Origin of the sequence: Rhizobium sp. MHM7A (assembly GCF_005862215.1) — a bacterium.
Classification (GTDB): domain Bacteria; phylum Pseudomonadota; class Alphaproteobacteria; order Rhizobiales; family Rhizobiaceae; genus Rhizobium; species Rhizobium bangladeshense.
The window spans coordinates 1-13,617 of the sequence record NZ_VCHT01000004.1; the positions used below are offsets into that span (position 1 = coordinate 1).

General features: G+C 55.0%; 18 protein-coding genes, 1 tRNA gene and 1 pseudogene. 6 read left to right on the forward strand and 14 right to left on the reverse strand.

The features are described from left to right. Positions 1-39 precede the first annotated feature (39 nt). Together FFR93_RS16000 and FFR93_RS16005 are read right to left on the reverse strand one after the other, a co-directional pair. On the reverse strand, positions 40-669 hold the full coding sequence (locus FFR93_RS16000; protein WP_138393940.1) for a hypothetical protein: 630 nt from the start codon (positions 667-669) through the stop codon (positions 40-42). Beyond that, positions 662-1,801 carry an AAA family ATPase gene (locus FFR93_RS16005; RefSeq protein WP_138393941.1) on the reverse strand — a complete coding sequence of 380 codons (1,140 nt, stop codon included), beginning with the start codon at positions 1,799-1,801 and terminating at the stop codon, positions 662-664. Before FFR93_RS16005 ends, FFR93_RS16000 begins: the two co-directional genes overlap by 8 nt. 320 nt (positions 1,802-2,121) lie before the next feature. On the opposite strand from FFR93_RS16005, the gene FFR93_RS41450 reads away from it, so the two are divergent. Next, on the forward strand, positions 2,122-2,385 hold the full coding sequence (locus FFR93_RS41450; protein WP_246661319.1) for a hypothetical protein: 264 nt from the start codon (positions 2,122-2,124) through the stop codon (positions 2,383-2,385). Positions 2,386-2,883: 498 nt separating this feature from the next. On the opposite strand, the pseudogene FFR93_RS41455 reads toward FFR93_RS41450, so the two are convergent. Then, positions 2,884-3,000: pseudogene (locus FFR93_RS41455) on the reverse strand (IS5/IS1182 family transposase); the annotation flags it as partial. Positions 3,001-3,068: 68 nt separating this feature from the next. On the opposite strand from FFR93_RS41455, the gene FFR93_RS16015 reads away from it, so the two are divergent. Next, a complete protein-coding gene (locus FFR93_RS16015; protein WP_138393943.1) occupies positions 3,069-3,392 on the forward strand; it encodes a hypothetical protein in 324 nt (107 codons plus the stop codon). Positions 3,393-3,525: 133 nt separating this feature from the next. On the opposite strand, the gene FFR93_RS16020 is transcribed toward FFR93_RS16015, so the two are convergent. The 6 genes from FFR93_RS16020 to FFR93_RS41460 form a co-directional block, all read right to left on the reverse strand. Then, entirely contained in the window at positions 3,526-3,753 is a 228-nt protein-coding gene (locus tag FFR93_RS16020; RefSeq protein ID WP_138393944.1) for a hypothetical protein, read from the reverse strand. A 209-nt stretch (positions 3,754-3,962) separates the two neighbouring features. Continuing rightward, positions 3,963-4,301, reverse strand: a complete 339-nt coding sequence (locus tag FFR93_RS16025; protein WP_138393945.1) for a hypothetical protein — start codon at positions 4,299-4,301, stop codon at positions 3,963-3,965. Between the two features lie 22 nt (positions 4,302-4,323). After that, positions 4,324-4,989: a hypothetical protein gene (locus FFR93_RS16030; RefSeq protein WP_138393946.1), complete on the reverse strand. Its 666-nt coding sequence runs from the start codon at positions 4,987-4,989 to the stop codon at positions 4,324-4,326. Between the two features lie 2 nt (positions 4,990-4,991). Continuing rightward, positions 4,992-5,597, reverse strand: a complete 606-nt coding sequence (locus FFR93_RS40885; RefSeq protein ID WP_171049195.1) for a hypothetical protein — start codon at positions 5,595-5,597, stop codon at positions 4,992-4,994. 467 nt (positions 5,598-6,064) lie between these two features. After that, positions 6,065-6,397, reverse strand: a complete 333-nt coding sequence (locus tag FFR93_RS16040; RefSeq protein ID WP_138393948.1) for a hypothetical protein — start codon at positions 6,395-6,397, stop codon at positions 6,065-6,067. A gap of 944 nt (positions 6,398-7,341) precedes the next feature. Next, a complete protein-coding gene (locus tag FFR93_RS41460; protein ID WP_246661320.1) occupies positions 7,342-7,503 on the reverse strand; it encodes a hypothetical protein in 162 nt (53 codons plus the stop codon). Here FFR93_RS41460 and FFR93_RS16045 point away from each other — a divergent pair. Then, positions 7,478-8,248, forward strand: a complete 771-nt coding sequence (locus FFR93_RS16045) for a hypothetical protein (RefSeq protein WP_348640330.1) — start codon at positions 7,478-7,480, stop codon at positions 8,246-8,248. The two genes, FFR93_RS41460 and FFR93_RS16045, sit on opposite strands and share 26 nt — an antisense overlap. Before the next feature lie 18 nt (positions 8,249-8,266). On the opposite strand, the gene FFR93_RS16050 is transcribed toward FFR93_RS16045, so the two are convergent. Beyond that, positions 8,267-8,926 (reverse strand): recombinase family protein, encoded by a 660-nt coding sequence (locus FFR93_RS16050; protein ID WP_138393950.1) that lies wholly within the window; start codon positions 8,924-8,926, stop codon positions 8,267-8,269. Positions 8,927-9,529: 603 nt separating this feature from the next. Between FFR93_RS16050 and FFR93_RS16055 the strand changes: the two genes are divergently transcribed. After that, positions 9,530-9,982 carry a hypothetical protein gene (locus FFR93_RS16055; RefSeq protein ID WP_138393951.1) on the forward strand — a complete coding sequence of 151 codons (453 nt, stop codon included), beginning with the start codon at positions 9,530-9,532 and terminating at the stop codon, positions 9,980-9,982. Positions 9,983-10,070: 88 nt separating this feature from the next. Here the strand turns inward: FFR93_RS16055 and FFR93_RS16060 are convergent, their stop codons facing one another. The 3 genes from FFR93_RS16060 to FFR93_RS16070 form a co-directional block, all read right to left on the reverse strand. Next, entirely contained in the window at positions 10,071-10,736 is a 666-nt protein-coding gene (locus FFR93_RS16060; RefSeq protein ID WP_138393952.1) for a hypothetical protein, read from the reverse strand. Between the two features lie 46 nt (positions 10,737-10,782). Continuing rightward, the gene (locus FFR93_RS16065; protein WP_138393953.1) at positions 10,783-12,180 is read right to left on the reverse strand and encodes a tyrosine-type recombinase/integrase; all 1,398 of its coding nucleotides are present in this window, start codon (positions 12,178-12,180) and stop codon (positions 10,783-10,785) included. An 87-nt stretch (positions 12,181-12,267) separates the two neighbouring features. After that, positions 12,268-12,342: transfer RNA gene (locus FFR93_RS16070), tRNA-Asn, on the reverse strand. A 117-nt stretch (positions 12,343-12,459) separates the two neighbouring features. Between FFR93_RS16070 and FFR93_RS16075 the strand changes: the two genes are divergently transcribed. Then, entirely contained in the window at positions 12,460-12,777 is a 318-nt protein-coding gene (locus FFR93_RS16075) for a PGPGW domain-containing protein (RefSeq protein ID WP_138393954.1), read from the forward strand. Between the two features lie 94 nt (positions 12,778-12,871). Further along, positions 12,872-13,159 carry a hypothetical protein gene (locus tag FFR93_RS16080; protein ID WP_138393955.1) on the forward strand — a complete coding sequence of 96 codons (288 nt, stop codon included), beginning with the start codon at positions 12,872-12,874 and terminating at the stop codon, positions 13,157-13,159. 54 nt (positions 13,160-13,213) lie between these two features. Here FFR93_RS16080 and FFR93_RS16085 read toward each other — a convergent pair whose 3' ends face one another. Then, positions 13,214-13,552: a KTSC domain-containing protein gene (locus FFR93_RS16085; RefSeq protein ID WP_064709138.1), complete on the reverse strand. Its 339-nt coding sequence runs from the start codon at positions 13,550-13,552 to the stop codon at positions 13,214-13,216. Positions 13,553-13,617: the final 65 nt, after the last annotated feature.

Consider the following 13,617-nt stretch of genomic DNA (forward strand, 5'->3'; position numbering starts at 1 on the left):
GGCTCTAAGCAACCCGACCCTACCGGAAATCACCGATGGCTATGAAATCCAGCTACACCACTCCATGGGACACGATCTTTGAACGTCCTCTTTTGATTTGCTATAAATCTTTCCCGCAGAAGCGTAGATGCATTCCAACACCTCAAATGGCTCATCGAAATGTTCGCTGTTGACCGTGATGTCGATGCTCGTGCGGGCGAGTATTGTTTCTGGAGTAAGCGACTGATCTACCTTAGAAAAATGTGAATTTTCCGCTATGAGCCAAGATTCTATTTCCATAATGGCTATTACGATCAACGGATCTACGGCGCCAATAGGCTTATATTTCAGCATCGATTCGAACAATTTTGACATATTCTCCCGCTTGATAGGGCGGACATCACGCAACCCAATGATGTGAGTAAAATCTGCTGCGACAAGCGACGCATACTCCTCACGGATTGTAGACAGCACCTGACTGTCAGAATCACAGTTCAGGATCTGGAAATAAATGTCATGGTTGTCCGGATCGCCAATTTTCCCGTAGTCGATCTTGATGAGCCGATCGCCCTTACCGTTCTTTCGCTCATTTACAATGTAATAGTTTGTTCGGTCAGCTAGCTGCTGAATTGCCTCGCAAGCAAACAACTGTTCGGTTTGGCCCTCGGTGAAGATTGCAACCTTAATCATTCTTCGGAGAACTATTTTCAGTTGCGAGGTCCATCGAAAAGAAATCGAAATTTTGCAACCCAGAGAACTTAAAATCTTCGAACGCTTCGGGACTGCTCTCTCTGTTGAAGGCACGCACTCGATTACCTTCGCGGCTCAAAACAGTCCAATAGTCGACATCGACAGCATTCATGATGAACCGATCATTCGATGTTAGTATGACTTGGGTGTTAGTCTTATTAACTTTTTCGACTAGAAGCTTGATTAATCGTGTAGAACGCTCAAAGTCCAGCCCCTCACCAACGTCGTCTAACAAGATCAATTCAGCGTGACCCGTTAAAATTCCGAGATTCACATGGATGATGATTGCGAGCGCACGGAACATGCCGGTGCTCATCATGTGTTGACCTACCGGTTGATCGATGCCTGCTTCATGGACATGCATCCCAAGGAGCGGCAATAGCAATTGAGGTTGGGGCCTCAAGCCGGGCTGATCACCGAGGCCAACGTAATCAATGTCATAGTTCAGACGTCGCATGTCGGCGACGATCGCTTCATCAAATGACTCTCGAAACCGTTCGTAACCATGACGATAGATTTGCGCTGTTTGATTCTCATCCTTGACATTGACGTCATTCGACGTGAGCGGTCCCGAAACGGGAAACGTCATCGTGGTCTGACCTAATGCGGAACCAAAATGGAAGTGGAACACGGAATCGGCCCACTTGTTTAATGGCTCCAAGAACGGCGTCTGAATCAAGTCCAGCTTGGCATTTACGGCAATCTGATTATCGCGCATTTTAAAGCGAGTGTGCCGGCTATATTCACTCGACCAGATGAGTCCCCGGCTACGGTCGATAAGCATATCTTTGTCGCGGTGAAGCCGCTCGTCTACGACCCGTGAGCCTTCGATCCGCAGATTGTACTCCCAGACGCTGCCCTCGTGCGTGAAACTCGCTTCGAAGTCGCCGTCACTTATTGCCTCCCCGCCAAGTATCAGGCGGGCTAGGCCCGCAATCACATTAAGCGTACGAGACTTTCCTGTAGAGTTGCGGCCGACGATGAGATTAGTCTGCTGTAGCGAGAATGGCTCCAACGTCCACTCCCCAGGCATCCCCACCAACTCTTTGTAGCCGAAACGCGAAAGTTGCATGACATCATCCGGTTGCCAGTAAACAGCTTATTATGCATGAAAAAGTTGCGATATCATATCAATTGATGGCCGTCGCCCGCTAAGCTACCTCGCAACCGGGTTGATCCTGTAGAAGGTGAGTGATGAACAACGCCGTTAGCGTCGGGACACTGGACGGCGGGGACATGTTCACTGCGTGGCGTATCTAGGATTTTCCTTGGGCCGCCGCCAATCGAGCCATCAAATCCATGGGAGCTAGATCGTATCCCGTCGCTCTCTCACCTGACCAGTTGAGACCACAATAGAGGCCATCCTTTTGCAAGCCTGGGAGCCAGCGGTCGATGAATGCCGACAAGGGAATCGGCTCCGGCATGAAAGCGCTGTATGCAGGTACGGTTTTGATGCTCGATTTGGCCCTCGTTTCCGAGGACCAAAACGGCATTGCGGTTTCGCCGGACGCGTTCGTGGAGGTAGGAAAGCCGTCCCTGTCTCTGATGCCCCAGACTTGTGCGCCGTTCAGCACTTCGGAGACGAAGACATCGGCATTGATCGCAGAAATGCTCATCCTGCAACAAGGAGCAGCAAATTCAGATTTCTGCAAGTAAGCGAAACTAGAAAACCCATGCGCCCGCAAGAGACGGCAGCTGACAGGGCTGACTCAAAGCTGCCTTTCGCAGGGAAGCTTGAGCCGGGGCGATTTCGCTGAGGCGGAACAGCGTATTGAAGGGCTTGCTGCCAATCGGGCTTGAAAACCGTGGCCGGGGCCGACGCCCAGAGCAAAACCGCTCAATCATCAATGAAAATATTGTCGCTGCTCGACGGCATGACGTGCCACCCAAGTATGGCAGTCGGAATACTATCTATCGCCGGTTTCGGTGATGGAGCGAAGCCGGGCTATGGGAGACGGTGCGAGCACCTCGGTTCGTGCCCGTGTCTCGGCAGCGGGCGGAAAAGCGGGATTCATAGACGCGCTCTTTGCCGCTCGCGGGGCGGGTTCACCAGCAAGCTTCACTACTTGGCTGGACGGCCGCTTGCCTGCCATCTGACACTTGGCGAGGCAGCCGTTAGGGGCGGCTGTCGCGCCATGACGCACCGGATCGCTAAACCCATAAAATGCCATTTAGACTTATTGATCGTCAACACGAGTACACCACGCCGTTGTTGGGCAACGGTGGCTCGATGACGCGCCATTCGATGTCCGGCACGTCATATCTGTCCATGCGGAGCCTGAATCATGTTTTCGACACGAACGAAAGCGGATAGATGTAGCTGGCGCGGAGGGGTGAGCATGCTCGACGATGATCATGAAACATGGCTGCTGAACGAGGGGCACCAGATCATCGAACAGATTAATGCTAAAGGCTATTCGTGTCTCACCCCTCGCTCGCGGCTGATCTACTGCCTTTGGGCTGCGGACTACGGAATGCGCAATGCGGGCGATCTCGCGACCGCCGCCGACCTACACGCGACGTTCTTAGCCGAAGGGCAGTCCGCAGCGCAGGAACTCGGGCTTCCTCAAGCCAGGGCCGCTTTCTCATTGGCATCTGAGGAACTAGAACGTCAGTATTTTAGTTTATTCGACAATGTCGTCGCTGAGATCAGGGCCGTATAACCAGCGCCGGTTTTGGGTTCACGACCAAGGTTCTATTTACAATTTAGCTGTCTACCCGCGCATTCCTCGATTTCAGCATATGTAGCGGCGTATCGTTCGCGTTGATGCACGAGATACGCGATTGTTGAACCCATCATTCCAGAATCCAGTCGCAGGCTTCCTCAAACCTCGTCGGGTCGTCCTTGAGCATTCCCCTAATGGCCTGCATTGCAGTGCCGATCCGCGTATATGCCGCTGTGATCTGCCATTCTTGCCACTTGTAGAACTGTACGAACCAACGTTCTTTGGGGGCTGTGACGTGCGCAATGCGGAGATCGCGGTTGATCTTGAAGGTGCGGGGGTTGTCTATGGTGGTCGTCATATCTTTGGTGTCCATCTGATTGGAGAACAGCAAGACACAGGGCGTCAGGGACGCGTCCGACTCTCGGAGCAAGGACATTGCCGGCCGACGAAAGGGACGCGCCCCGTGGGCTCCTATGGCCTAAATGCTTGATGTTTGTTCAGGGGTGGTATGGTTCTTCCTGAGCCGCCAACCTGGTTTTCGGGAAAGGTAGCAGTCGCTGCTCTGAGTTAGCCCCTACGATCCTCGCGGACCTTCCAGCCCTTGTTGCCCATGCGGTGCATTCCGGCTTCCATGCCTCGAGCGTACTGATCGCGGGAGATGGTGCACGTTTCGTACATAGCCCGGGCTTGTTCGGCTGTCATGGCGATGCCGTCAACGATCACATCCACAGAGTTGGGGTTATGGGCCGCGAGCATTTCGTCTGCCATGTCACTGCTGACATAGGACGCTTTATGGATCGGGCGGTGCTCCCGATGCAATGCTACAGCCTGCTGTCGGACACGCTCGGCCTCATAAGCTGCGGTCGCGGAGTCGTCGGTGGGGGAGTAGGATACGTAGTTACCCATGTTGATATTCCTCTTCTTTGGTTTAGGCGCGTGAAGCTTCGCGGCTGAGTGCTGCGAGGCGGTCGGAATGGTGTTGGAAGTAGAAGTGAAGGGAACGGCTCGATAGCTTCTCGTGGCCGTGGTTCATTGAAAGGTTGCGACAGGCTTTCATGAGTTCGGGAATGTCGCAGCCCAGCTTGTCGGCAAGGGTGTCATAGGAAACGGCTTGCGCCGCCTCGATTGCAGCAATGAGGGCCACTGCAAATTCGTCAGGATTGGTGGGTTCTAGAGCGTCGTCAGGCCACTTGAAGCCGCCTTTGGTATCTTCGGGTCTCTTCGGTGCAGGAAGGCTGAAGCCATGCTCATCTTGTCCAGCTCGATAAAGGGCCTCTGCCTTCTGTCGGATGGTCTTAGCGTGATATCGGGACCAATATTCCGCGATTGCGTCGAGCCTGTTCGAGATGACTCCAGGCCCGACCGCAGACAGCCCGTGGATTAACTCCAGCCTCACAGAGACGCCCCGTAGAGTGTCCTCGTCTGTACCGAGGCGCGTTGCCAAGGTCTCCCAGTCTGCCGGTTCGTAAGTGACCATCGCGGCCATGATGGCGGTCGCAGTGGCGTGAGGGTTCTCAACGGGACCACCCGTTTCCTTGAAGAGATGCGCGGTGTCCTCGGGTACCGGGGGTGTCGGCGGTACGTAGGTCGCCATACTCATTCACCTACGGGAACGTAAGTTGCACCTGACGACAATCTCAGCCCAGATGCGGCATAACGCTCTGAGAGGGATTGCGCACGGGCGTCGGCCTTCTCGGGTCCGAGTTCTCCATCACGCACCCAGCGATAGCCGGCCTTGACTGTCTGGGAGACCGGGGAAATGCGTATAGCCTTGGATTGCGCAACGCGGGTGTCGATCTGCGTAAAGGGTTCGGCTTGTCGAAGGTCCTCGACAATGAAAGCAGCGGCCTCTCGCTGTGCTTCGCGCTTCATACCCCCAACTTCACGGTCGAGAGCCTCAGCCGTGATTTGGTCTACGACGCTGTTGGTATGCCGCCTCGCGTCGTCCGCCTCTCGCTTCTTCTGCGCTAGCCGATCGTTGTACCCCGGGGGTGTGAGACGTTCGATGGTTCGGCCTGTTTTCTGCGTCCATGCCTTACGAAGAGCCCAGGTGTATTGGGATTTTTCCTTATGGCTTGCGTCGGGCGCGGGTGCGGGCGGGAGTTGGGCGAAGGGGATGCCGGCTTTGATGCACTCGACAAGCCAATTAGGCTGTGTGCGACGGGTCGTTGCGGGCTTTCCGCTGCGTATATTTGACCACATGGTCTTTCCTTTCTGAGATAGAAAAAGGCCCGGATTGCTCCGAGCCCTTGCTGGTGTCGTTTGTCTTGGTTGGTACGCTGGTAGCTGAAGGGACATTCTGTCGAGCTGGGCTTCAGTCAGGCAGCGCCACCATTCAGGTTGTCACCGGGAGGAGACCACCCGGATTGGAACGGGCAAGGCCCTTCACCTTCGGTCAGACCAAAGTTTCAGAGGCCCTACCTAGAAATGGATGTCGGTGATGCCTCTGCATCTTTGGACGGTCTTTACGGTCGTCCTTGGTTCGGGTCCCTCTATTAGGGGTCCCCACACCTTTGAAATTGTTAGGAAGGGTCCTTGCGGACGTTACAGGTAAGACCGGTTGATGGGCTCGGTCTTCGATGCGGGTAGCTTTCCGTGTGGTCTTCCTGAAAGCATTCAGGTCACCATGGTCCACTACAGTGTATATATACCGGAAGAACGATCCGATGTTACCTTTTACCGAGAAGTCTCAGGTTGCGGTGCACCGTCATCTTTGAGAGCCCTGTCAGGCGAATTATGTCCACCTGTCGCAGCGCCGGATTGACGGAGAGCAGCCGGTCAATGACCTCTATGGCTCTCGGTTCCCGCTTGGGTGCGGCCTGCGCTGTCACGTCGGTGCTGAGCATACCCTCGATGTAGGCAAGCCCTGCCGGGGTGATCCAATCGAGATCGTAGCCCACCCCTGTCACCACACGGCGACCATAGCGCATTTTCACGGCCCATTCGGATAGCCTGTGCCTGCTTGAGTATTTCGGACGCTTCTGCGTGGGATCGGAGACCATTGGGACCATCTTGGCTTCTAGCTCTTCGTGGAGCATCCCAAGGCTGGCTAGGGTGGCTCTGGCTTTCCTCGGTCCCATTCCAAGGCGTTTGGCAAGATGGGAGACGGTAAGGTCACCACCTCGGTAAATGGTCGGCTGGGGAACTATGGTGATTTCCCCAGTGGCACCATTGGAAACTTCTGCGCCGGGACTTACCCGCCAATCATTTCCACGGCAGAGCGAAGGATCTGAAAAGTCATCCCCAAGAAACGTGTAAGCGTCGGCGTCACGGTCGCATCGGGCAACCTCAATGTGTCTGGCGATTAGCTCGGGGTGGCCGTTAGCGTTGATTTGGCTACTCTGAAACAAGGACCGAAGCCTTTTCCATTCAACTTCCTTTCTGGTTGTCTGAAGCGTTCTGTGGTGGCCTAGGGATCAGATGAACTCATGTCCCGATGGGACCGATCCCGAGACACGAAGTCCCAAAGATTCGGCGCATGGAATGGCACACGACAGCGCTCAACCCGTCTATCCTGAGAGGACGGCAGGTTTAACAGGCGAGCGCTCGCGTGTGGCATTCGATAATATGCTAGGGGTCACCCTATCCAGTGTTGTATCTAGTGGGTGGGGTATTCCAACCGCTGAAACGCTCAGAGACGAGGGTAATGCTAGGGGGGCACCTATTGGCTACTCATGGGTTGAGCGACCTTGGTAGTGCTAGAGGGCAACCTATCTGCTGAATGTTCCGTGTCTGACGCTGGTCGGTGCGAATTTGGCTGTGCTAGTGGACAACCCATTCGCCAGTTGCATTCTCCGAACACCTCGGCCACCTCGGTAGTGCTAGTGGAGGCCTCATTCGACGATAGTTTGCGTCTCGTGCTAGTGGTCACCCTATTCCAGCGGTAGTGCGCGGTGGACAAAACGCCGGAACCTGTGAGTAATGGTAGGCTAAGGATTACGCACTGTCACCCAAAGTTGCGCGAATCGATAACGTCTTCCATCATTTCCGCATCCTTATCGCTCTGGTGCGCCATGAATTCATTTGACAGGTCCCAAATATCCTTCGAGCAGGCGGAAGGACTCCAGCCGCTGCCGTCACAAATGGCTTTAAAATCGATCTCCGACATCTTACGGGCGCGTCTGTGGGACGCTGTTTACAGTCGAGTTGAGATAGAGATGCGCAAAGAGGCAATGCGTATCGACCTTGGCACTACTTGGAGACAGCTATTTCGAGTCTATTCGGTGAAGAGACTGGGTCGTTTTGCGGACAGTGTTGGTAGGAAGCGGGATAATCTTGTGGACGCGATGCGACCGGTATTCGAACTGGGGCGCTATGAGGAGGTTTTAGGCCTCGTCGAGTGGCTTGCGCGCAACTGCAAGGATCTAACGCTAGCTAGATCCTTTGCCCGCATTATGGAGGAGGAGCGCTGTGCCTACCGTCTGTTGGAGGGGGCTGTGGTGCCAATCTCCTCGGAAGAAGAGGGCCGAGCAATATACGCTGCATTGGACGCGATGCATCGTCCAGGGCTGGGAGGTGCACGGGTGCATCTATTGAAGGCAGGTTCGTCGCTCACAGCGGGGGAGTATGCGGACAGCGTCAGGGAAAGCATTCATGCCGTCGAGTCGGTAGCGCGGTCGCTTACAGGAGAGGCAAGCCTCTTGAAAGCACTGACAGAGATAAGCAAGGGCCACCCCATGCACCCGGCCTTGCGGAGCGGATTCAACAGTATCTATGGATATACCAGCGATGCGAATGGCATACGCCACCCTATGATTGGGGATGAGGCAGCGATGGTCGGAGAGGCGGAGGCTATCTTCATGCTTAGCTCCTGTGCTGCATTTGTAACCTATCTCATTAACGTGACGAACTGACAGGCTATTCCATGGCACCTATTTACCGCCGTGCAACATGTGAGCGCTTGCCCCTTCACGTAATCTACTAGCCACCTTAGCCACCGTCATGCGACTAACGCCTGTCGCCTGTTGGACATCGGTCCAGCTCTTGCCGGCCTTGAGCAGATCAGCGACGAGCTCATTGCGCTTGGTGTTCTCTGGTTTGCCACGGTATTTCGCGGCCTTCTCAGCGGGATTTGCCATGACCTTGGCAACGCCCTCAGCAGCTCGGCGGCGTCTATCCTCATAGTCCTTGCGGCTGATGGCTGCGAGCATGTCTAGCATCATGGAATTGAGAGCATCGAACATGCGGCTGGTGAAATCGTCGGCCTTCACCATGATGTATGAGGTGGGGAGGTCTAGAGCGACGACGCGAATGCGCTTTGCAGTCAGCATGGCCTTAAGCTTGTCCCAGTCCGCTCCCGTCAATCGGCTCAGCCGGTCAACCTGCTCCGTCAGGAGGATGTCGCCCTCGTGGGCCTGCTCGATCAGCTCAAACAACTTTGGTCGCCGTAGTGAGGCACCACTGGCATTCTCCACGTACTCGGCAGCGATCTTAAGTCCGTGCTGGTCAGCAAAGTCTCGCAAGGGCTGTCGGGCACGGGATGCGTCTTGCTCGTTGGTGGAGGCACGGAGATAAGCGCGAACGAAGGTCATGAGAGGCCTCTGGTAAGTTTGAACTGGTAAACACCTACACGGTAAGTTTAGGGCAGTCAACTTATTCTCATTGGCCGCTACAGGAGGCTGGTCTATTAGGGCAAACCCAAAGTATACCAGTGAAAGAACACGCGCGGCAGGTGCTCAATAGAAATTGCTGAGATAAGTCGAACGAGTGAAAGGCCTTGTCGCGCCACTTGAACGTGTTGTGACCCTACGATAAGGGGAAATTGAAGCCCTAGGAAAAGCACCTATGCCATTTTCTGCTACTGTCTTGAACGTATTGATAGCCTCGCCGTCCGACGTATTGGACGAACGAGGTGCCATCGCGCAGAGTTTACACGAGTGGAATTCCCTGCACTCCGCTGATCAAGGAATAATACTGCTTCCGGTGATGTGGGAGACGCATAGCGCCCCGGCGATGGGCGACAGGCCACAAGGATTAATTAACGATCGGGTCGTGCGCACCTGCGACATATTGATTGGATCATTCTGGACACGTCTAGGGTCTCCGACCGGTATTGAGATTAGCGGTACGGTCGAAGAAATAAAGTGGTTTCTCGGTCAAAAGAAGCCTGTAATGTTATACTACTCAAAAAACAGGTGGACATAGATACCGTAGATCTTGAGCAGTACGGGAAGTTAAAGCAATTTAAATCTTCGATAAGGGACAAAGGTATTCAGGAGGAATACAGAGATATACATGAGCTGCGGGAAAAACTCTCACGTCATCTAACCATTGTTTTGCGGGATATGCAGATTGGTCCGGTGATTGATAAGCGTGTCGTAGAGGCAGCGAAGGCGTCTACCCGTGAGCAAGAAGTTGTCCCATCGGCTGCTGCGCATGCCCCTTATCTTGAAGAAAAGACACCGAGATCGTTCCTTATTCGTGGTGGTAACACGGCAGCGATTGAGGGTAAGCTCACAGCGGCTGGCGGCAAGTTAACCTCCCTCCAAACCGGGGGCAAGGCGTGGGTGTTCTCCAATGGCCGTCTCGAAGAAGTGGCTAAATTACTGAAAATTAAACCCGTTATCCGACCCAAGAACGATCTCTAAGTGGTGCAAACGCGCCGAGAAGAGGAGTACCCCGGGGGATAGGCGCGTTTGCTTATTTAATCATGGTGGCTGATAAATTTTTGATATTTTATGCGGGGGTCTCCCACGTCTCGTATCCGTAGCGTTCCATCAGGTCAGAAACGCCTCGGTACCACATCGCTTTCGCGGTGAGCCAACAAGTCAATCCGGTATCGGCCCACTCGTCAGCAACATCTTGCCGCATGGTTTCCGTGGTCGCCTTTGCGAAATCGTACTTGATATGCGCGACGATCTCCCGAACCTTCGGTTGAACTTCGGTCTCCCTATAGAATGCCTTGGCTGCTAGACGGGCCTCTCGTTGCTCTTGGGTCTCGTTGGCGTAGTACTCTGCCCACCGAGCCCGGGCTCTCTCCGACCACTTTGCCCGCTGGGCTGGTGTGGGCTCGGGCCTTACATAGCTTTCCCTGTAGGCTTTCTGCCGCGCCCTACGCTCTTCCTCGGTCAACCGGGGTTTCGCAGGACCGGCTTTCTCACGGTATCGCTCACGATAGCAGGCGTTCAGGTTGTCGCGCCATTCTTCGTCGTGTTTTTTGTAGTTGTAGTATCTTCGCTGTGCGGCAGCGGCGGCCGCCTTGCGGTCCGCTTCAGTGGCGTAGGTCTTTCGGGGTGCCTTGCCCGCTGCTTCCTGCCTTTTGCGATAAGACTTCTGCTGAAGGGCTCGCTTGTGTTCGCGAAGTTCCTCTTCGGTCATGCCAGTTCGTTTCGTGTAGGCCATATTCTCCTTTCATCTTGATTGTCTGTGTCGGTATTGCTGGCGAACGTCAGCCGCCGAAAGCCTTTGCCATGGCAGCACTGGTCACCTGAAGTACGGCTTCATCTCCACCGTAGCCTTCACTAACGCCGGCGTTGGTGTGTCCAAGGATCATGTTCTGAACTTCCAGAGCGACCCCGGCCTTCCTCAGGTTGTCCTTGGCATTGTGCCGGAGCGAATAGAGAACATGCTTAGGGTTCGTCGTGATCAGCCGCATATGCTTCGACATGATGGCGGCGGAGACCGCACCCGCGCCTCCATCTCTGCCATAAGTTGGAAAAAGCATATGCGCTGCGGTGTCCCTATGCCGCTTCGAGGTCTTCGTCAGTTTCAATGCCGTCTTCGCGGCATCCAGCGCCTTGCCAACCAAGGGTACCCATCTTTGCGTGATCTCGTCCTTAACCCGACGGTGGTCGTGCCATTCAATGCGGATATGGGGTATCGGTGAATCGACTCGGACGTCTTCTGCCCGCAGGCCCGTCACCTCTTGGGGTCGGCATCCTGTACCTGCCAGCAGGTCCCAAATTATCTGAACCTCTTCACCAGCGTGACCGTGGATACGCTCGGTGACCTTGCGTAGGACTTCCGCTGGGAGAGGGTCCCGCTTGCTCTTCTTGGTGGCCGTAGGGTCCTTTTTGACCTCAAGGCCCATGAACGGATTACCGCATTCAAGGTCAAATTCCTTGATCGCCATATTGATGATTGCTCGAACCGTGTTCAGGTAGCGCTCTACGCTTTCGGGCTTACGCTTTTTCTCGGTCAGCATGAAGTCGCGCACTGCACGGCCATGCTCTCTCTTAAGGGCGGGTAGTGCAGGGGGCTTGCCATTCAGCGCGGCCTTGAACTCACGGGCGATCAACTGAACCTGTAGAAGCTGCTTCTTCTCCGCTGGCTCCAGCAGATGCTTTTCCTCAATGTAGACCCGCACTGCGTCATCAAAGGTTGGTGCCGGTGCCTTCACTTTCGGGCCGGCTCCCAGCAGGGAAATAACCATGGAGTCGACAGGCGATGTAACGTCAGGGTTGCCTTCGGTATCGAGCGGGTACTTGGCTGCAATCGACGCGATGTACGCGTCACGCTGGATCGATTTGGGGTCGTATCCACCTTCTTCGGAAAAGACAGGCGCTTTGGGATCGATGCCCAGTTCCTCAACGCGGCGTAGAGCTTCCTTGAAATCCATCAAGGCAGTACGGACCATTTCTTGCTGTAGCTGCGGTGCCTTCGCCTTTGTAAGAAGTTTCTCGATCGCCACATGTGTTCTGGAATACGCGGCCATAGCCTGCGCCTCGGTATTTCCCAGAACTTTTTTGATTTCTCGTTTGCCGACCGCAGCCCTCAAACGGGCAGGGACTTGGCGTCGGTACTCGTATGTGCCGGAGGGTGTCTTTGTGACGTACTTCAGATGCATTTAGGGCCCCTTCAAGTACCTTGTTTAGTACCTGAAGGAGCCCCAAAGTCAAGAAACGTAGGCTTTTCAGCGATTCTTGTGAGAAACTGGCTCCCCGGGCCGGATTCGAACCGGCGACCTGTCGATTAACAGTCGAATGCTCTACCGCTGAGCTACCAGGGATCACTGCTTGGCGCGGTGTGAGTGGGCTAATACAAATGCTTGCCCGATTTGCCAAGCGGTTTTTTCAAAAAAATGAAATGAACTTGTATTTGTACGGTCTGTGCCCATCTCTGGGAAATGACAAATAGGAATGAACGCCAAGAGCCAGAGGGCAACCAGAAGCGCAGAGAGCGGGCAGGGCGCTTCGGTATCGACCACGTAAACCACAGGCTTATGCTCGGTTCTTTCAGCATCGGCATGCCCCGCTCACGCATCGGGCGGATGGCAATCGGCACGGCCCTCGTTTTCTGCGGCTTGCTGGGTTTCCTGCCGGTCCTCGGTTTCTGGATGGTGCCGCTCGGCCTCCTGGTGCTCTCGCATGACCTTTCCATCGCCCGCAGGCTTCGGCGCCGGCTGGCAGTCTGGTGGCACAGGCGGGGAAAGCCGGCCGGGTGACGTCGGTCGCGGGAGACGCCATGTGGAACGGCGGATCGCCATCCGTATCGGTACTTATTGGGCTAGAACGCTCCACATTTGTCCAGGTGAGGAAATGAAGCCGTTAGTTATTGCAGTCCTCTCGGTGGCGGCGATTGTCTCAGCCACATCAGCCGAGGCCCAAGCCGTCGACAGCCGCGGTTTTGACGCCAGCGGTATCTGCCGCCGTCCCGAAGGCTGTGTCATCGAGCAAGGCCGAGGCGGCTATAACGGCCCTCGCAACTATCGCAATTTTAACTGCCGTAACGAGCGCGACGGGAGGAACGACCGTGGTCGGGACGATCGTCGCTACCGCTCTCAGAACAGGACCTCCATTGAAAGCGTCGGCATCATCATTGGCTGATCAAGCAGTGCCGGTCGCCGAGTTCGAGCTACATGCATCCGGATGAATGCGATTTTAATTCGATCTCAGTTCGCTTTCCTCAAAAATCCCGCCGTGGCCCCGATCGAGCTCGGTTGCCATCAAGAGACTGCAGGCGGCAAGAAGCAGAACGAGTTTCAGTCCGTGGACTACCAACGAGACCGGTTGCCGACGGGCCGGGGAGACGCGTGACGGCGCGATATAGTACTGGTAATAGAATTGCGGATCATTCGTTTCCAGAAGGTTCTGGTAGACATGCGGCGGAATGTTTGCATGTCTCACCGGCGCGGACCCGGCGAACTTTACGTAGAGATCCCGCGTTTCGGCATCATACGCCGCACGTCCCTGCCTTGCTTTGAGGGCGGCCCATTCCATCGCAGCTCCTATACCCTCCCACGGCGTTAAGATGGCGGGCAGGCGCTCTAAGTCAAGTTAGGAAT